Raw genomic sequence first — 17,085 nt, forward strand, 5'->3', positions numbered from 1 at the left:
GAGTTTCATCGGCGGAGCCTTCCCGTTTTGTCCCCCTGTTGGCTTGCAGACAGACGGACCCGATGCGCCCCCCTCTTCTTTCCTCTTCCTCGCCCTCTTCCCTTGCCATTCTGGGCGCCGGCCTCATGGGCCGGCTGCTGGCCGTGGAGCTGGCCCACCAGGGCCATGCGGTCACGGTCTACGACGCCGCCGGGCCCGATGCGCAAGGCGCAGCGGCTCGCATCGCCGCGGCCATGCTGGCACCGCTGGCGGAGTCCGCGGTGACCGAGCCCGGCGTGGTGCGCATGGGCCACTACGCGCTCACGCGCTGGCCCCAGTTGCTGGCCCGCCTGAACGGGCCCGTGTTCTTTCAGCAGGAAGGCACGCTGATCCTGTGGCACCGCCAGGACGCGCCCGAGGCCGCGCGGCTGCGCGGACAACTCGAACGCACCACGGCCACCCTGCCGGAACTGCCCGCCCTGCAGGTGCTCGACAGCGCCGGCGTGCAGGCGCACGAGCCGGCCGTGGGGCAGCGCTTCGCCCAGGGGCTGTATCTGCCCGGCGAGGGCCAGCTGGACAACCGGCAGCTGCTGGCCGCGCTGGAGGCCAGCTTCGCCGGCCTGGGCATCGAGGCCCACTGGCACTGCCCGCGCGCACCGTCGGACTTTTCCCCCGGCACGCCCGGCCAGCCCGACTGGGTGATCGACTGCCGGGGCCTGGGCGCCCGCGCGCAGTGGAGCGCGCTGCGCGGCGTGCGCGGCGAGGTCGTGCGCGTGCATGCGCCCGAGGTGACCTTGCGGCGGCCGACCCGCCTGGTGCATCCGCGCTACCCGATCTACATCGCCCCCAAGGAAGACCACCTGTTCGTGATCGGCGCGACCGAGATCGAATCGGACGACCTGTCGCCCGCCAGCGTGCGCTCGACCCTGGAGTTGCTGAGCGCGGCCTACGCGGTGCATTCGGGCTTTGCCGAGGCCCGCATCCTCGAAGTGGCCACGCAATGCCGCCCGACCCTGCCCGACAACCTGCCCGCCCTCCGCCAGGTGCGCCCGCGCGTGCTGGAGGTCAACGGCCTGTACCGCCATGGCTTCATGATCGCCCCGGCCATCCTCGACGCCGTCATGGAATGGTTGAACCAGGGACAATCGGCGCTGGCCTCCCGTTTCGATCTGGCCCTGCACCTCGACGAAGAGGCAGCCCTTTCCCCATGAACATCACCATCAACCAGACCGCCACGACCCTGCCGGAGCCTGCCACCGTAGCCGACGCGCTGGCCGCCATCGCCGCGCGCCCGCCCTTCGCCGTGGCCGTGAACACCGTTTTCGTTCCCAACACCCAGTACCACCTGCGCCAGCTTGCCGCGGGCGACCGGGTGGAAGTGATCTCGCCCGTGACGGGCGGCTGAGCACCATGCATTCCCCTTCCAACCCTTCCCGAGACAACGACGACGCCGATGCGCTGGTGCTGTACGGCCAGCGCTTTTCCAGCCGCCTGCTGCTGGGCACCGCCCGTTACCCATCCCCCAGCGTGCTCGAAGCCGCCGTGCAGCGCGCCCGGCCCGCGATGGTGACCGCCTCGCTGCGGCGCCAGGGCAGCAACGCCGCCGAGACCGGCAGCGGCTTCTGGGAGCTGCTGCGGCGCCTGGAGGTGCCCGTGCTGCCCAACACCGCCGGCTGCCACAGCGTGCAGGAGGCCATCACCACCGCGCAGATGGCGCGCGAAGTGTTCGGCACGCCCTGGATCAAGCTGGAGCTGATCGGCGACGACTACACGCTGCAGCCCGACACGCTGAACTTGGTCGATGCCGCCTCGCAGCTGATCCGCGACGGCTTCCAGGTGCTGCCCTACTGCACCGAGGACCTGGTGCTCTGCCAACGCCTCGTCGATGTGGGCTGCCAGGCGGTGATGCCCTGGGCCGCGCCCATCGGCACCGGCCGCGGCCCCGTCAACCCCTATGCGCTGCAGCTTCTGCGCGAGCGCCTGGACGTGCCCATGCTGGTGGACGCCGGCCTGGGCCTGCCCTCGCATGCCTGCCAGGTGATGGAATGGGGCTACGACGGCGTGCTGCTCAATACCGCCGTGGCCCTGGCGCAAGACCCGGTGGCCATGGCCGGCGCCTTCGCCGACGCGGTGCAGGCCGGCCGCACTGCCCGACGCGCGGGCGCCATGGCCGCGCAGGAAGCCGCCCAGCCGAGCACCCCGGTGCTGGGCACCCCTTTCTGGCACCACGACCATGGCTGAAATCCTGCACGGAACCGCTTCGGGGCACGCCGCATCGGTGCGCGCCATCCTGGCCGCGCATGGCGCCGCCTTCGCCGACTTCCCGTCCCAACCGGCCCCCGTGCCGCTGTCCGGCGGCCCGGTGTACCGCGCGGCGCTGGAGGCCTGCAGCGCATTGGGTTTCATCGCCAGCGATGCCGAGTGCCTTGCCCGGGCCTGGCAGGCACAGACGGACCGCACCGGCGGCTTCGATGCCGCGCAGTGGCCCGATGCGCCGCAAGACTTCGGCCTGCAGCCGCTGCCGCACCGCCAGCCCTTCCCCACCTGCCCCGAGCGGCTGGGCCTGTATGCGGTGCTGCCCGACGCGCAATGGGTGGGCCGCATGGCCCGTGCCGGCGTACCCACCGTGCAGCTGCGCTACAAGACGGAAAACGCGCAGGCCATCGCGCACGAAGTGCAAGCCGCCGTGGACGCCGTGCGCGGCACGCATGCCCTGCTGTTCATCAACGACCACTGGCAGGCCGCCATCGACGCAGGCGCCTACGGCGTCCACCTGGGCCAGGAAGACCTCGATGCGCTGGCGCCCGCGCAGTTGCAGGCCATCCGCGACGCCGGCCTGCGCCTGGGGGTCAGCACCCACGGATATGCGGAAATGGTGCGCGCCGATGCCGCGGCGCCCAGCTACGTGGCCATGGGGGCCGTGTTTCCCACCACGCTCAAGAAGATGGCCACCGTGCCCCAGGGGGTGGCACGCCTGGCCGGCTACGCCCGCCTGATGCGGCACTACCCGATGGTCGCCATCGGCGGCATCGGGGCGCCGCAGTTCGGCGAGGTGCTGGCCACGGGCGTGGGCTCGATCGCCGTGGTGCGGGCGCTCGTCAATGCCGACGATCCGGAAGCCGCGGCGCAGGATCTGATGGCCCGCATGGCGGGCTGAAGCCGGCAACCCGTCAAGAGCACCGCCACCGCAGCAACGTGCGGGATGCCCTGCATCGAAAAAGGCCCCGAAGGGCCTTTTTTTACGTCACTTGTCCGTGCGCTGCTTTCGCTCCAGCTCTTCCAGCTCCAGCCGCAGTTCCATCTTGTCGTTGTCCATGCCGAAGCCGACCGGTTGCCCGGCAGACGGCGGCGCGGTGACGGGCACCGGGGGCAGCTCGCTCAGCGTGAGCGGCGGCGGATCCGTCAGGTCGATGTCCAGCATGGCCTCGGAAATCGGCTTGGGGGCCAGCGGCGCCGGGATCGACTCCCAGGAGAACCCGGCAGACAGCGAGTCCAGCGATTGCAGCTCCTGCTCCCGACGCGCGGAGAGGCTGTCCACACCGAAGGCGCTGGCGGAAGGCAATTCCGGCTCGGGCTCGATTTCCAGCGGCGGGGGCGTGAGGGGTGTGGTGCGGGCGCGTGGCGGCGGAGCACCGCGGGCACTGGCCGGCGTGGTCTGCGCGATGGCCAGCAACAGCAGCAGATCGTCGTAGGCCGCCAGATCGAACGGCGACGCGATGGCGTCTTCGCCGCGACGGAACAGGCAGCCTTCGAGGGTTTCCAGCACCTCGGGGGACGACCATTCGGCTTCGATGGCTGCCAACGCTTCCGTGTAGCTCTCCAGCGTCAGGCCCGTCCGGTGGAACGAGGAGAACTCCGGCACCTGCGCATTGAACTGCGCCTGGAACTGGGCCCGCAGCTGATTGAAGCTCTCCACCCGGCTCAGCGTGTGATACAGGCGCAGCAACTCCAGGTAGGCGAAGGGCGAGGTCTCTCCATGCTCGGCAATGTGGCGCTTGAGCACGCCGATGGCCTGGTCATGCTCGCCCACCGACACGAAGAAGTCGGCCTGCTGCTGGATGTCGAACAGGTCCTCCGGGTGCACGATGGGCGCGGCCCGGACAGCGGATGGCGGCGGCACCAAGGAAACGGGCGGCACGGGGGCCGGCGGCGCCAGGGGCGCGGGCGCGCTGCGCAACGAGGGTTCGGTGCGGCGCATCACCGGCGGCGGAGCGCGCTCGGGCAAGGTGGCGGCGCGCGGCGCGGGCTTGGCGGGGGCCGGGGCCGGCATCGGCGCAGGCACGGGCACGGGCACGGGCACCGCCACAGGGGCCGGGGGCACGACCGGCTCGGGCATGCCCGCCCAATCGTCTGCCGCCTGCGGCGCGGTCTGGAGGGACTCGCGCCCTGCCGGCCCATCCACCACCGCGCCGGCTACGGGGCCGTTGCCGCCACTGGCAGCGACGGCATGGCTCCAGGCCAGCGCCGACTGGCGGCGTGCGCGCGCCCAGATCCAGGCAGCCAATCCCAGGGCCAGAACCAGCAAGGCCAGCAACCCGTAAACCACCGTGGCGGAAAACCGCTCGGCCTCGGCGGCTTCCAGCTGCTGCTTGAGCTGGGCGGCGGCCGCTCGCTCGGAGGTGGCCTGGGCACGCTGCGCTGCCACCTCGGCTTCGAGCTTGCCGGTGCGCGCAGCGGACTGCTGCAGTTCTTCCACCGGCGTATTCAGGGCCTTCCACAGGGCGGCGGCCTCGGTGCGCTGGGGGCTGGCATCGGTGGCGGTGGGCGCGGCCATCTCCGGAGCCGCACGCAGCGGCAGCGGAGCGTCGAGCCACACATCCAAAGGCTCCATCACGAGGCGGGGGCGCTCAACGGGCGCCGGCTGCTGCGGACTGGTGAACACCGCGCGGCCCGAGGCGGGCGTGGCGGGGGCCGCCGCAGCACGGGGTGCGGGGGCATTCGCGGCAGGGGCCCGTGGGGGACGGGGCGCCGCCGCGGGCCTGCGTGGGGCTGCATCGGTGGTGGCTGCGGCGGAAGTCCGCCCCTCACCCGTTGCAGCCGCGCCGTCGCCTGCCAGCCCGGTACCTGTGGCCGGTGCCGTGCGAGGCCGCGCGAGTTGACCCAGATCCACGGGGCGGGATGTGCCGGCCGCCGATTCCGGCAGCTGCGCGAAAAAAGTGTAGTTTCGTGTAACACCGCCGCGGCAACCCGCGGTGAGCTTGGCGGTGAGAATGGGCTCGTCGGCCGACACATTGGCCTGCACGCGCACGGCAGCGGATCGGCCGGCCGAGGCGGGTATCGGCGTCACCCGCACCTTGGAGTCCGGTACCGGCGTCTCACCGGAAACCAGCCGGGCCGCCACGCAGGAGGATTCGATGTCCGTGCCCGGGTCGGGCTGCACCTCGAACACCAGATCCACCGGAGCGCCCAGCACCACGGCGCCGCGGCTCGCGCCCAGCGAAAGTGCCGTGGCGCTGCAGGCAACCATCGACAAACTTGCACCAAGAATCGCGTTACTTATTTTCACAACAGTTTCTTTTTTGTTCGGCCCATTCTGGCACATAAGTACTCCCCAATACGCCGCCGCCATAATGCGCCCCATGACCAGCAACCCATTTTCCTTCGTGGGCATCATAGGCACCGGTGCCATGGGCCAGGGCATTGCCCAGATGGCGGCACAGGCCGGCAGCAATGTTCTTCTATTTGATGCCAAGCCTAACTCAGCAGGCGAAGCGATTGACCATATCAAGCAGCAATGGCTGCGCCTCGTAGGCAAGGGCCGCGTTACCGAAGCCCAAGCCGGCGACTGGCAGGCGCGGTTGACGGCGGTGTCCTCGCTGGAAGGTCTGGCGCAATGCGACCTGATCGTCGAAGCCATTGTGGAACGGCTCGACGCCAAGCAGTCGCTTTTTGCACAGATGGAGCGCATTGTCGCCACAGATACCGTGCTGGCAAGCAACACGTCGTCGCTTTCGGTGACGGCCATTGGTGCGGCGCTGCAACACCCCCAGCGTCTGGCGGGTTTCCATTTCTTCAATCCCGTGCCGCTGATGAAGGTGGTGGAGGTCATCGCCGGCCTGCGCACGGACCCCGCCGTGTGCGAGCGGCTCGCCGCGCACGCCCGCTGCATGGGCCACACCCCGGTGCAGGCGCAAGACACGCCGGGCTTCATCGTCAACCATGCGGGACGGGGCTACGGCACCGAAGCGCTGCGGATCGTGAGCGAGGGCATTGCCGATTTCGCCACGGTGGACCGCATCCTGCGCGACCAGGTCGGCTTCAAGCTGGGCCCCTTCGAGCTCATGGACCTGACCGCGCTCGACGTGTCGCACCCGGTCATGGAGTCGGTGTACCACCAGTATTTCGAGGAGCCCCGCTACCGCCCCAGCGTGATCACCGCCCAGCGCCTGGCCGGCGGCATGCTCGGCAGGAAGACCGGAGAGGGCTTCTTCCGCTATGCCGACGGCGTGGCGCAGGTGCCCGCGGAGCCGGCCGCGCCGGTCGTTGACCACATACCGCCGGTCTGGGTGTCCCCCCGTGCCGCGCGGCGGGCCGAGCTTTACCAGTTGCTCAAGGACCTGGGCGCGCAGATCGAAACCGGCACTTCGCCTTCTCCCAACGCGATCACGCTGGTGGCGCCCCTGGGGTTCGACATCACCACGGTGGCCGTGGTGGAGCGGCTCGACCCCGCCCGCACCCTGGGCATCGACATGCTGGTGGAAGACGCCGCCACCAGGCGCCGCGTACTGGCCACCAACCCCGCCACGCGCGTGGACATCCGCAACGCGGCCCACGCGCTGTTCGCCCGCGACGGCAAGCCGGTGAGCGTGATCCGAGACAGCGGCGGCTTCGTCACGCAGCGCGTGGTGGCCACCATCGTGAACATCGCCAGCGACATCTGCCAGCAGGGCATCTGCAGCCCGGCCGACCTGGAAACGGCGGTCACGCTGGGCCTGGGGTATCCGATGGGCCCCCTCGCCATGGGCAATCGCTGGGGACCGACCAACATCCTCGAAGTGCTGTTCAACATGCAGACCGTGTATGGCGACACGCGCTACCGGCCCAGCCCCTGGCTGCGCCGGCGCGGCGCGATCGGGCTCAGCCTGCTGCACGAAGAAGAGTGAACCCACCGATCTTCCCTGCGGGCCGGCGCACCGCCGGCCCTGCCCGCCTCTTCTTTACTTAAAGCGCCCATGCCCGCACAACTCCAGAGCACCAGCCACGGACAGACCCTCGTGCTGACCATCCGCCATCCGGAAATGCGCAACGCGCTCGATCCGGCCATCTGCGCGGCGGGCATCGAAGCCCTGAACGGCACCGAGCGCAGCGCGGAGGTGCGCAGCGTGGTCATCACCGGCGCCGACGGCACGTTCTGCGCGGGCGGCAACCTGCAGCGGCTGCTGGCGCGGCGCCAGGAAGATGCCGAATCGCAGGCGCAGGGCGTGGAAGCGCTGCACCACTGGATCGAAACCATCCGCGCCTACCCCAAGCCGGTGATCGCCGCGGTCGAGGGCGCAGCGGCCGGCGCGGGCTTCTCGCTGGCACTGGCCTGCGACCTCGTCGTGGCGGCGCGCAACGCGACCTTCACCATGGCCTACAGCAGCATCGCGCTGTCGCCCGACGGCGGCGCAAGCTGGAGCCTCGCCAACGCCGTGCCGCGCCAACTGGCCAGCGAAATGCTCATGGGCGGCGGCAAGGTGGAGGCCGAACGCCTGCACGCCCTGGGCGTGGTCAACCGGCTGTCGCAGGCCGGCTCGGCCCTGGCCTGCGCGCTGGAACTGGCGGACACCCTGAACGCACGCGCCCCCAATGCGCTGGCCAGCATCAAGGAGCTGATCAGCGAGGCGCCGCAGAACACGCTGACCGCGCAGCTGGCCCAGGAGCGCCAGCACTTCGTGCGCAACCTGCAGCACCCCAACGCGGGTGAAGGCATCTCCGCCTTTCTGGAGAAGCGCCCAGCGCGCTATTAATAAGATAGCGATCAGGGCATATGAATCGCCGGCATCGGGGCATTTCGCCTCGAATCGCCGCCCCTGAGTTCCGCCATCGTCTTCGTGCCGCGCCTCCCGGCGCGTCGCGGCGTGGCCGTGCGCGCGTGCCAGACACGCAGGCGACAGCCCCGGGACAACGAGCAGCAGGCGCACCGGTCCCGGGCGCGACAATGAAAGCGATACCAGTCACCCAAAAGACAGACCAATGGACGACCCCATTCTTACCATCGAAGAACGTGAAGCGATCAATACCGGTCGCTGGTTCTCTTCCCTCTCCCCTTCTCTGCGGCACGACATTCTCCGATGCGCGTACGTCAAACGCTTCAAGGACGGCGGCCTGATCGCCGCCCGCGGCGATCCGCCCGAGGAATGGATCGCGTGCGCCCGCGGCGCGGTGCGGGTGAGTTCCACCTCCATCTCGGGCAAGCAGATCACGCTGACCTACGTGGAGCCCGGCATCTGGTTCGGCGACGTGGCGATCTTCGACGGGGACCGCCGCACGCACGATGCCTATGCGCATGGCGACACCACCATCCTGTGCGTGGCCAAGGCCGACTTCCGCAAGATCCTCAGCGCGCATGTGGAGTTCTACGAAGCCATGCTGCGCCTGCATGCCCGGCGCATCCGCCAGCTCTACGGGCTGGTGGAAGACCTCAACACCCTGCCCCTGCGCGCGCGGCTGGCCAAGCAGCTGCTGCACCTGGTGCGCAGCTACGGCATTCCCAGCCTCTCGGACGGGCGCGAGATGCGCATCGGCCTGCAACTGGCGCAAGAAGAGCTGGCGCAATTGCTGGGCGCTTCGCGCCAGCGCGTGAACCAGGAACTCAAATCGATGGAGCGCGAGGACGCCATCCGCATCGAGCCGGGCGGCCTCGTGGTGCGTGACCGCGAAGCCCTGATGCGCATCGCAGAAACCGACAACTGACCGACCCGCCGGCCTCCCACCTCCACCGCACTCCATGAGCAACTACGACCACTTCATCGGCACCCGGCCCGTCTCCGATCAGCATGCGTTCGACACCCGGGCCCTGAGCGACTGGCTGGGCCGGAACCTGGATGGATTCGCCGGACCGCTGACGGTAGAGATGTTCAAGGGCGGCCAGTCCAACCCCACCTACAAGCTCGTCACGCCGGGCCGCAGCTACGTCATGCGCGCCAAGCCCGGGCCGGTCGCCAAGCTGCTGCCATCGGCCCATGCGATCGAGCGCGAGTTCGCGGTGATGAGCGGGCTGGCCGGTACCGACGTGCCCGTGCCCCACATGCATGTGCTGTGCGAGGACGAGTCGGTGATCGGCCGGGCGTTCTACGTGATGGAGTTCATGGAAGGCCGTGTGCTGTGGGACCAGTCGCTGCCCGGCCTGCAACCGGCCGAGCGCGGCGCCATCTACGACGAGATGAACCGCGTGATCTCGGCACTGCACACGGTGCGTTTCGCCGACCGGGGCCTGGCCGGCTATGGCAAGCCCGGCAATTACTTCGACCGGCAGATCGGCCGCTGGAGCAAGCAGTACGCGGCCTCCATCACCCAGCCCATCGAGGAGATGGACCGGCTCATGGAGTGGCTGCCTGCGCACATTCCGGAGAGCGCGCGCGACGAGAACCGCGTGTCCATCGTGCATGGCGACTTCCGGCTCGACAACCTGATGTTCCACCCCACCGAGAACCGCGTGATCGCGGTGCTGGACTGGGAGCTGTCCACCCTGGGCCATCCACTGGCCGATTTCAGCTACCACTGCATGGCCTGGCACATCCCGCCGGGCATGTTCCGCGGCATCGCGGGGCTGGACATCGCGGCACTGGGCATTCCGGACGAGGCCGACTACATCCGCCGCTATTGCGAGCGCACCGGCTTCACCACGCCCGAGGCGCTGCGCGCCGACTGGAATTTCTACCTGGCCTACAACCTGTTCCGCCTGGCCTCGATCCTGCAAGGCATCGCCAAGCGGGTGGAAGCCGGCACCGCCTCCAGCGCCCAGGCACGCACCTCGGGCGAAGGCGCCCGGCCCCTGGCCCAGATGGCCTGGGGGTTCGCCCAGCGCATGTGAAACCACGGCCGGCGATGCAGCACCGCCGGCCTGCTCCCAAGCCTTTCAACCGGAGGACCGCGATGGATTTTGATTACTCACCGAAGACCCAGGACCTGCAGGCACGCCTGCGGCAGTTCATGGACGACCACATCTACCCTTCGGAGCCCGCCTATGCCGCCGAGTTGGCGGCCAACACCGCCGCCGGCAAGCGCTGGACGGCCCTGAACACCATCGAGCAGCTCAAGCCCAAGGCCCGCGCCGCCGGGCTGTGGAATCTGTTCCTGCCGGTGGACAGCGCCGCCGCCTCGGGCTATGACGGCGCCGGGCTGACCAACCAGGAATACGCGCCGCTGGCCGAGATCATGGGCCGCGTGCCGTGGGCCAGCGAGGTGTTCAACTGCTCCGCGCCGGACACCGGAAACATGGAGACCATCGCCCGCTATGGCAGCGAGGAGAACAAGGCGCGCTGGCTCAAGCCGCTGCTGGAGGGGCAGATCCGTTCGGCCTTCGCCATGACCGAGCCCGACGTGGCCTCCAGTGACGCGACCAACATCGAGACGCGCATCGAACGCCAGGGCGACGAGTACGTCATCAACGGCCGCAAGTGGTGGATCTCGGGCGCGGCGGACCCGCGCTGCGCGGTGTTCATCACCATGGGCAAGAGCGATCCGGAAGCGGCCCGCCACTCCCAGCAGAGCATGGTGCTGGTGCCCGCCGACACGCCCGGCATCCGCGTCCTGCGACCGCTGAACGTGTTCGGCTACGACGACGCGCCTCACGGCCACGTGGAGATGGTGTTCGAGAACGTGCGCGTGCCCGCCTCCAACATCCTTCTGGGCGAGGGCCGCGGCTTCGAGATCGCCCAGGGCCGACTGGGCCCGGGCCGCATCCACCACTGCATGCGGCTCATCGGCCTGGCCGAACGCGCGCTCGAGCTGATGTGCCGCCGCGCCAGCAGCCGCGTCGCCTTCGGCAAGCCGGTCTCGCAGCAGACGGTGACGCAGGAGCGCATCGCCGAGGCCCGCTGCAAGATCGACATGGCCCGCCTGCTCACTTTGAAAGCGGCGTGGCTGATGGACGTGGCCGGCAACAAGGTCGCACGCACCGAGATCGCCATGATCAAGGTGGTCGCTCCCAGCATGGCCTGCCAGGTGATCGACTGGGCCATGCAGGTGCATGGCGGCGGCGGCATGTGCGACGACTTTCCGCTGGCCTATGCCTATGCCAACGCGCGCACCCTGCGTTTCGCCGATGGCCCGGACGAGGTGCACCGCAACGCCATCGCCAAGTGGGAACTGGGCAAGTACGGAACCTACGGCAGCAGCGTGGAGCCGCCCATCACGCGCGGCTGCTGACTGCCTGCAGCCCCAAGGTGCAGGGGCCCACGCATCCCGGGCCCCTGCCCTTCAGATTCCACTCCAAGAGGTTGCGATCGCCCCGGATCACGGGGCGTTTTTCCATGGCATCGAAAAGTGGCACGGGGCGCCCCCGACCCGGAGCCCACCGTCACTCCCAACGCTGCCGAGCCGCAATGGCCCCCAAGGGGTACTCGCGCCGTCCATGCGGTTGGCGCAGCACAATCCGGCAAGCGAAACGCTCGATGCCGATATCGTCTTCCAGCATCTTTTCCATCAGCGCCTGAAAAGCGCCGATGCCCGACACCACGATCTTGAGCAGGTAGTCGTATCCGCCGCTGACGTTGTAGCACTCGACGATCTCTTGGTACTTCCCGGCGCCTTCCTCGAACTTTCGAAAATCATGCGGCCGGTGGCTGCCGATGGTGACCTCGGAGAACACGATGACGTGATCCCCCAGCTTTTCGAGCGCGATGTCGGCGCTGTAGCCACGGATCAGTCCGATCTCCTGCAGCCGCTTCGTGCGCAGGAGACATGGGCTGGGGCTCAGCCCCACCGACTTGGCCAGATCGACGTTTGAGCAGCGCCCCTCGCGCTGAAGATGCGCGAGGATCTTGAGGTCAAACCGATCGAACAGGATGGCGGATTTCATGGCGCTATCGTATGGCCAAGCCGCCTTACCTTGTGGTGCATGTCTCGGCCAGCGATTCGTCGAGCGCTTGGACGACCATGCCGGCCTGCTCCGCCGACAACACCAGCGGCGGGCGGATCTTGAGCACGTTGTGTCCCTGGGCACACGCGCTGAGCAACACGCCTTTGTCGCGCATCCGGTTGACGACCCGGCTGGTGAGTTCGCGCGCCGGCGCCCGCGTCGCCCGGTTCGATACCAGTTCGACGCCCACGAAGAGCCCCGCCCCCCGCACGTCGCCGATGGCCTCGTGCTTCGCGGCGAGCCCCGCGATGCCGTCGAGCAGCAATCGGCCGATCCTGGCCGCGTGCGGCACCAGTCGGTCCCGCTCGATGGTCTCCAACACCGCCAGGGCCGCTGCGCATGAGACCGTGTTGCCGGCGAAGGTGTTGAAGTAGCGGGAGTTCTTGCCGAATTCCGCCAGGGCGTCGGCTGTCGCAAGGATGCCGGCGATCGGCTGGCCGTTGCCCATGGGCTTGCCCATGGTGACGATATCGGGAACGAGGCCGTGGCGCTGGAAGCCCCACAGATGCTCGCCCGTGCGGCCGAAGCCAGGCTGCACCTCGTCGGCGATGAACAGCCCGCCAGCGCGCTGGATCGCCTCGACCGCCCCCTTCAGGAAGCCCGCGGGCTCGGGCAGTATGCCGTCGCTGGTGAAAAGCGAATCGACGATCAAGGCGGCCGGCCGGATGCCGTGGCGCTGCAGGTCGGCGATGGCCGCCTCGACGTCACGCGTGAAGCGCTCGCCGAGGTCGGCACCCTCGGCGTGATAACGGCGCGGCGCCGGCACCAGGCGAACGTGCGCCCCCAGGTCGACGGTCGGGCCCAGCGAGGGCGAGAACTGCGACACGGCGTCCGTGATGCCGTGGTATGCCGTGTCGGTGACGATCACCCCCGTGCCGCCGGTGCGCACCTTGGCGATGCGATAAGCCAGGTCGTTGGCCTCGCTGCCGGTGCAAGTCAGCATCAGGTGGGCCAGATCCGTGCCCGGCACGCTGGCCAGGAGGCGCTCGGCCAGCTCGAGGATGGTGTCGTGGAGGTAGCGCGTGTTGGTCGCGAGCGTCGTCACCTGGCGGCAGATCGCCTCGGTCACTGCGGGGTGGCAATGGCCGAGCGAAGTGACGTTGTTGTAGGCGTCGAGGTAGCGGCGGCCCTGCGGGTCCATCAGCCAAACGCCGTCACCACGCACGATGTGCAGCGGATGCTCGTACATCAGCCGGTAGGCCGGGCCGAGCAGCGCATTGCGCCGATCGATCATGGCTTCGGTGGCGGGGCCGACCTGGGCCCGGCCGGGGATGTAGGCATTGACCATATTGAAATCAGCAGTGGTTTTCATGGCGGTGTTTCAGTGGGTGTGGGGGTCAACAGGCGGTCGCGCGCCTCGTGGCGGGAAAGGTCTGCCATCTGCGACAGCGCCTGCCAGGCCGCCGGGTTGTGCCGCATGATGTAGTCGCGGTTTTCGGGATAGCGCAAGGCACGCCACTCCGAGATCAAGGCCGTGATCAGGTGGCGCGTCGCCATGAGATCGGCGACGATCTCCTGCTCCGGCTCGGTCAGCGGCACAACGGATTGGTAGGCCCTGACGAACTGCGCTGGCCCTTCGAACGGATCGGCGCAGCCGGCCATGTGGAAGGCCGCTGCCGTGGCCACCTCGCCGACCAATGGCGCGTGCAGCATGTCGCCGAAGTCGATGATGCCGGTGATGCGCGACGGGTCGTGCGGCGCGACCAGCACGTTGTAGAGGTGATAGTCGTTATGGATCACCTGCGCCCTCAACGAAGCAAGGCGAGGCAGCACGTGGTCGACGAAGCGGGCCATGAACGACTGGGCCAGCACGCGCCTCGGGCCTTCCACCAGGCTATCGAGCTGGACGGTCAGACGATGCGCTGCCGACACGTTCCACAGCAGATCATGGGCCGCCGCCGGGTGCGTGAAGCCTTGCAGGGCAAGGTTCAACGCGGCCAGGCCTTGGCCCATCGCCACCCGCTGGGCAACGGTGCGCGGTGTCTCCCGAATCTGGATGCCATCCAGGTAGGTGAGCATGCGCACGGTGGTCTGGATGCCCCCGGCGAGTTCCACGGTATCGCGCGCGCGTCCGTCCAGCATCCGCACCACGCGCGGAACCGGCTGGCCGGGCGATGTGCGGGCGATGTGCTCGATGGCGGCGATCTGGAAATCGACCAGTTCCACCCGCTCGGAAGGGTTGCTGATCTTGAACACGTAGCGCGCGCCGTCGGCCGATTCCAACGCGCAGTTTTGGTCGCGCTCGCCAGCGAGTGCCCTCACGCCGACGTCGAGGCCGTAGAGGCGCTTCACCAGCCCCTGCACCTCGTCTGGCGCCAGTTGGGGCGCTGCCGTGCTCAGTGCCGCGGCTTGGTCACGCATCGCGCCCTGGGTTCCCAGGTGGGGGTCGAGGCGTAGCATCAGAGTCCGAGCAATGCAGGAAGCTGGCGAACGTCTGTCAGGCGGCACACGCCGTAGTCGCTCGACGCAGGCTCATGGCCCCGGTCGATGAAGGCCTTGGCCATGAACCCCAGATCGGACGCCGTCATCAGGTCATAACGAAAACTCGACGAGACATGCATCATCTGATCGGGCCCGCACCCCAGCCGGTCGAACATGTATTCGAAGGCTTGCATGCGAGGCTTGTACGCGCGCGCCTCCTCGGCGGTGTAGACCGCGTGGAACGGGGCCTTGAGGTGCGCGACGCTGTGGGGAATGAGGTCGACCATCGAGTTCGACAGGATGACCAGCGGTACTTTCGGCGCGATCGCCTCCAGCACTTCCACCACGTTCGGGTGTGGCTGCCAGGTCGGCACGGCGGCGTACAAAGCGGCGGCATCCGATGCCAGGCATTCGATGCCGTGCGCCTTGCAGGCACGTTGGACGGCGTTCGCCACCACGTCGTAGAAAGGCTTCCAGTCGCCCAGCACCTCGTCGAGGCGATAGGCCCGAAAACTGTCCAGGAACGCCGGCATCCGATCGGCCGCCACCCGGTCTTTGAACAGGACCTTCGCCGTCGGCCCCATCTCGAAGTTGATGAGCGTGCCGTAGCAGTCGAAGCTGATGAATCGAGGTTTGAAGATCATGGGCAGATCTGCTGTGTTGAGGTGAAACGAGTCTAGGACTGCACCCTTTACAGGAGATGCCATATCGATGCGAGTCCCGAGCAGTTTCTTTGTCAATCTGCACGGGGCCTGGCATTTTTGGATAGCGTTGTTTTGCCCTCGTCCGGCGCGATGGCGGCCACTACCGCATCGCGAGGCGCACCCTGCGCATGCGATCACGCAGGGGTGGCCCGATGGGGAAATGGGGCTGAAATCCCAGCGCCGACGGGCAGGTCCCGTTGCGCTGAGCACTTGCCGATTCGTCAGGCCAGCCTTGGCTCGCCGCGTTGGAAGACCGCGCTCGATCGGCCCGCAGCGAGCCGCTGCGATCTCCCTGCATTCACGGTCGCAGCGAGTCCGCCTCGGCGCAATTCGTGCCAGCCGGTCCTAGTTCTTCGCTGTGCCCTGCGGCAGGTGCTGCAGGGCGCTGCGGGCCGCCTCGTGCAGCAGCATCACCGCATCGGCCAGTGTCTGCAGGTGGTCGCCGGGATATTCGATGCGCAGCGACACCTTGCCGCGCGCCACCATCAGCATCAGCGGCGGCGCTTTCGGCGCGCGCGTGCCCGCTTCATCGGGCTCGCCCTGGGCCGGCAGCAGCATCTCCAGGAGATGGGACACCATGGACGGCTGCACCCAGCGCTTGGCGTGCAGGCCGCCCTCGCCCACCACCGCGAAATGCTGCCAGAAAGGCAGCGGCACGCCGGGCCACGCCATCTCCTCGAACATGGCGAGCCAGCGCACTTCCTCGGGCAGGTCCCCTGGCAACGAGGTCTGCAGCGTGTCGGTGAAGGCACCGTAGGCTTCGCGTTCCAGTGCCTCCTTGAGGGGGCGGGATACCAGCATCAGCGCCACGTCGGGCTCCACGCCCACATCGATGCGTGCGCGCAGTTCCGTGCCCCGCAGGTAGTGGCGCTGCGGCGCCCCGCACTCCAGGCGCCAGGTGCGCCCTTCGTACTGGCCCAGCATCAGGAACCCGCCCGGCTCCGCGGTGCGCGAGAAAGCCAGGCCCTGCGCGGCCGCCCACTGCTCGGTGTCCTCCAGCGACACGGGGCGCGGAGGATCGTCGGGGCGTGGGCCCAAGGCGAAGGCTTTGCGAAAGCGCTCGAACATGGTGTGAAAAAATCAGGGCAAAGGCTCGGCAGAAGCAGCCATTATTCGCCCAAACCCGCCACCTCTGCACACACACGCTAGCATGCACGGCACTTTCCACCCCTTGGGACTTTTTTTGGGACTTCTTCGGTACTTGCCGGGCCGTTTCTGCCGGGTCGCCCCACATCGCCGCATGACCGCACCCTCCGCCACCCCGGCCCACACCGCCGCCCTCTCGCGCCGGACCGCCATCGCCGCAGCGGCCCTGGGGCTGCTGCCCGCTGTCGGAGCACGGGCAGGCACCGGGGCGACCTGGCCGCCCGAGGGCACCTCCGACACCGCGGTGCAACTGGTGCGATGGGTGCAGGGAACGGCCGACCATGGCGGCCTGCCGTTCGCAGTGATCGACAAGCTGGGCGCGCGCCTGCATGTCTTTGCCACCGACGGGCGCTGGCGCGGCAGCGCAGCCGTGTTGCTGGGCTCCGCCCGCGGGGACGCCTCGGTGCCCGGCATCGGTGACAAGCCCCTGTCGAAGATCCGGCCAGAAGAGCGCACCACCCCGGCCGGCCGTTTCATCACCGAGCCGGGGCTGAACCTGCGCGGCGACGACATCGTCTGGATCGACTACGACGCCGCCGTGTCCCTGCACCGGCTGCGCAGCGTGAGCCCCGCAGAGCGCCGGCGCGAGCGGCTGGTGCATGGCAGCGCCCAGGACAAGCGGATTTCCTACGGCTGCGTGAATGTGGACGCGGCGTTCTACGACCGGCTCATCGCCCCCGTGTTCGGCCAGTCGGCGGGCGTGGCGTACATCCTGCCGGACACCTGGTCTTTTGCGACTGTTTTTGCAGCGGCCAGCGCTTACCCATAAAG

General features: G+C 68.6%; 16 protein-coding genes. 10 read left to right on the forward strand and 6 right to left on the reverse strand.

Going from position 1 to position 17,085, the window contains the following annotated elements:
• The first annotated feature begins 62 nt into the window (after positions 1–62).
• The 4 genes from AVTE2539_RS23750 to AVTE2539_RS23765 are packed head-to-tail and all read left to right on the forward strand — an operon-like array spanning position 63 to position 3,136.
• Positions 63–1,190: an FAD-dependent oxidoreductase gene (locus tag AVTE2539_RS23750; RefSeq protein WP_284414474.1), complete on the forward strand. Its 1,128-nt coding sequence runs from the start codon at positions 63–65 to the stop codon at positions 1,188–1,190.
• The gene (thiS, locus tag AVTE2539_RS23755; protein ID WP_284400028.1) at positions 1,187–1,384 is read left to right on the forward strand and encodes a sulfur carrier protein ThiS; all 198 of its coding nucleotides are present in this window, start codon (positions 1,187–1,189) and stop codon (positions 1,382–1,384) included. Before AVTE2539_RS23750 ends, thiS begins: the two co-directional genes overlap by 4 nt.
• A 5-nt stretch (positions 1,385–1,389) precedes the next feature.
• Positions 1,390–2,220 (forward strand): thiazole synthase, encoded by an 831-nt coding sequence (locus AVTE2539_RS23760; protein WP_284414476.1) that lies wholly within the window; start codon positions 1,390–1,392, stop codon positions 2,218–2,220.
• Positions 2,213–3,136: a thiamine phosphate synthase gene (locus AVTE2539_RS23765; RefSeq protein WP_284414478.1), complete on the forward strand. Its 924-nt coding sequence runs from the start codon at positions 2,213–2,215 to the stop codon at positions 3,134–3,136. Before AVTE2539_RS23760 ends, AVTE2539_RS23765 begins: the two co-directional genes overlap by 8 nt.
• An 87-nt stretch (positions 3,137–3,223) precedes the next feature.
• Here AVTE2539_RS23765 and AVTE2539_RS23770 read toward each other — a convergent pair whose 3' ends face one another.
• Complete coding sequence (locus AVTE2539_RS23770) at positions 3,224–5,446, reverse strand: hypothetical protein (protein ID WP_284414480.1); 2,223 nt, start codon at positions 5,444–5,446, stop codon at positions 3,224–3,226.
• 112 nt (positions 5,447–5,558) lie between these two features.
• On the opposite strand from AVTE2539_RS23770, the gene AVTE2539_RS23775 reads away from it, so the two are divergent.
• The 5 genes from AVTE2539_RS23775 (at position 5,559) to AVTE2539_RS23795 (ending at position 11,331) form a co-directional block, all read left to right on the forward strand.
• Positions 5,559–7,082, forward strand: a complete 1,524-nt coding sequence (locus AVTE2539_RS23775; RefSeq protein ID WP_284414482.1) for a 3-hydroxyacyl-CoA dehydrogenase — start codon at positions 5,559–5,561, stop codon at positions 7,080–7,082.
• Between the two features lie 69 nt (positions 7,083–7,151).
• On the forward strand, positions 7,152–7,928 hold the full coding sequence (locus AVTE2539_RS23780) for an oxepin-CoA hydrolase, alternative type (protein ID WP_284414485.1): 777 nt from the start codon (positions 7,152–7,154) through the stop codon (positions 7,926–7,928).
• Between the two features lie 226 nt (positions 7,929–8,154).
• Positions 8,155–8,874: a Crp/Fnr family transcriptional regulator gene (locus AVTE2539_RS23785; protein ID WP_092743762.1), complete on the forward strand. Its 720-nt coding sequence runs from the start codon at positions 8,155–8,157 to the stop codon at positions 8,872–8,874.
• Between the two features lie 34 nt (positions 8,875–8,908).
• Complete coding sequence (locus AVTE2539_RS23790; RefSeq protein WP_284414487.1) at positions 8,909–9,994, forward strand: phosphotransferase; 1,086 nt, start codon at positions 8,909–8,911, stop codon at positions 9,992–9,994.
• A gap of 62 nt (positions 9,995–10,056) precedes the next feature.
• Positions 10,057–11,331, forward strand: a complete 1,275-nt coding sequence (locus AVTE2539_RS23795) for an acyl-CoA dehydrogenase family protein (RefSeq protein WP_284400045.1) — start codon at positions 10,057–10,059, stop codon at positions 11,329–11,331.
• Positions 11,332–11,482: 151 nt separating this feature from the next.
• On the opposite strand, the gene AVTE2539_RS23800 is transcribed toward AVTE2539_RS23795, so the two are convergent.
• From AVTE2539_RS23800 to AVTE2539_RS23820, 5 genes are all read right to left on the reverse strand, one after another.
• Positions 11,483–11,983: an Lrp/AsnC family transcriptional regulator gene (locus AVTE2539_RS23800; RefSeq protein ID WP_284400048.1), complete on the reverse strand. Its 501-nt coding sequence runs from the start codon at positions 11,981–11,983 to the stop codon at positions 11,483–11,485.
• Positions 11,984–12,008: 25 nt separating this feature from the next.
• On the reverse strand, positions 12,009–13,355 hold the full coding sequence (locus AVTE2539_RS23805; RefSeq protein WP_284414488.1) for an aspartate aminotransferase family protein: 1,347 nt from the start codon (positions 13,353–13,355) through the stop codon (positions 12,009–12,011).
• Positions 13,352–14,443 (reverse strand): phosphotransferase, encoded by a 1,092-nt coding sequence (locus AVTE2539_RS23810; protein ID WP_284414490.1) that lies wholly within the window; start codon positions 14,441–14,443, stop codon positions 13,352–13,354. Before AVTE2539_RS23810 ends, AVTE2539_RS23805 begins: the two co-directional genes overlap by 4 nt.
• Entirely contained in the window at positions 14,443–15,108 is a 666-nt protein-coding gene (locus tag AVTE2539_RS23815; RefSeq protein ID WP_284414492.1) for a haloacid dehalogenase type II, read from the reverse strand. Before AVTE2539_RS23815 ends, AVTE2539_RS23810 begins: the two co-directional genes overlap by 1 nt.
• A 405-nt stretch (positions 15,109–15,513) precedes the next feature.
• Positions 15,514–16,236: a hypothetical protein gene (locus AVTE2539_RS23820; protein WP_284404528.1), complete on the reverse strand. Its 723-nt coding sequence runs from the start codon at positions 16,234–16,236 to the stop codon at positions 15,514–15,516.
• A gap of 172 nt (positions 16,237–16,408) precedes the next feature.
• Between AVTE2539_RS23820 and AVTE2539_RS23825 the strand changes: the two genes are divergently transcribed.
• Positions 16,409–17,083: a hypothetical protein gene (locus tag AVTE2539_RS23825; RefSeq protein ID WP_284414494.1), complete on the forward strand. Its 675-nt coding sequence runs from the start codon at positions 16,409–16,411 to the stop codon at positions 17,081–17,083.
• The last annotated feature ends 2 nt before the right edge of the window (positions 17,084–17,085 follow it).

This window comes from Acidovorax sp. SUPP2539 (assembly GCF_030158975.1).
Classification (GTDB): domain Bacteria; phylum Pseudomonadota; class Gammaproteobacteria; order Burkholderiales; family Burkholderiaceae_C; genus Paracidovorax.

What these genes read in the sequence shown, in the direction of transcription:
- AVTE2539_RS23790 (WP_284414487.1), top strand. Translation starts at nt 8,909, where the DNA reads ATGAGCAACTACGACCACTTCATCGGCACCCGGCCCGTCTCCGATCAG.
- AVTE2539_RS23780 (WP_284414485.1), top strand. Translation starts at nt 7,152, where the DNA reads ATGCCCGCACAACTCCAGAGCACCAGCCACGGACAGACCCTCGTGCTG.
- AVTE2539_RS23815 (WP_284414492.1), bottom strand. Translation starts at nt 15,108, where the DNA reads ATGATCTTCAAACCTCGATTCATCAGCTTCGACTGCTACGGCACGCTC.
- AVTE2539_RS23800 (WP_284400048.1), bottom strand. Translation starts at nt 11,983, where the DNA reads ATGAAATCCGCCATCCTGTTCGATCGGTTTGACCTCAAGATCCTCGCG.
- AVTE2539_RS23770 (WP_284414480.1), bottom strand. Translation starts at nt 5,446, where the DNA reads ATGGTTGCCTGCAGCGCCACGGCACTTTCGCTGGGCGCGAGCCGCGGC.
- AVTE2539_RS23760 (WP_284414476.1), top strand. Translation starts at nt 1,390, where the DNA reads ATGCATTCCCCTTCCAACCCTTCCCGAGACAACGACGACGCCGATGCG.
- AVTE2539_RS23785 (WP_092743762.1), top strand. Translation starts at nt 8,155, where the DNA reads ATGGACGACCCCATTCTTACCATCGAAGAACGTGAAGCGATCAATACC.
- AVTE2539_RS23805 (WP_284414488.1), bottom strand. Translation starts at nt 13,355, where the DNA reads ATGAAAACCACTGCTGATTTCAATATGGTCAATGCCTACATCCCCGGC.
- AVTE2539_RS23825 (WP_284414494.1), top strand. Translation starts at nt 16,409, where the DNA reads ATGACCGCACCCTCCGCCACCCCGGCCCACACCGCCGCCCTCTCGCGC.
- AVTE2539_RS23765 (WP_284414478.1), top strand. Translation starts at nt 2,213, where the DNA reads ATGGCTGAAATCCTGCACGGAACCGCTTCGGGGCACGCCGCATCGGTG.
- thiS (WP_284400028.1), top strand. Translation starts at nt 1,187, where the DNA reads ATGAACATCACCATCAACCAGACCGCCACGACCCTGCCGGAGCCTGCC.
- AVTE2539_RS23795 (WP_284400045.1), top strand. Translation starts at nt 10,057, where the DNA reads ATGGATTTTGATTACTCACCGAAGACCCAGGACCTGCAGGCACGCCTG.
- AVTE2539_RS23750 (WP_284414474.1), top strand. Translation starts at nt 63, where the DNA reads ATGCGCCCCCCTCTTCTTTCCTCTTCCTCGCCCTCTTCCCTTGCCATT.
- AVTE2539_RS23775 (WP_284414482.1), top strand. Translation starts at nt 5,559, where the DNA reads ATGACCAGCAACCCATTTTCCTTCGTGGGCATCATAGGCACCGGTGCC.
- AVTE2539_RS23810 (WP_284414490.1), bottom strand. Translation starts at nt 14,443, where the DNA reads ATGCTACGCCTCGACCCCCACCTGGGAACCCAGGGCGCGATGCGTGAC.
- AVTE2539_RS23820 (WP_284404528.1), bottom strand. Translation starts at nt 16,236, where the DNA reads ATGTTCGAGCGCTTTCGCAAAGCCTTCGCCTTGGGCCCACGCCCCGAC.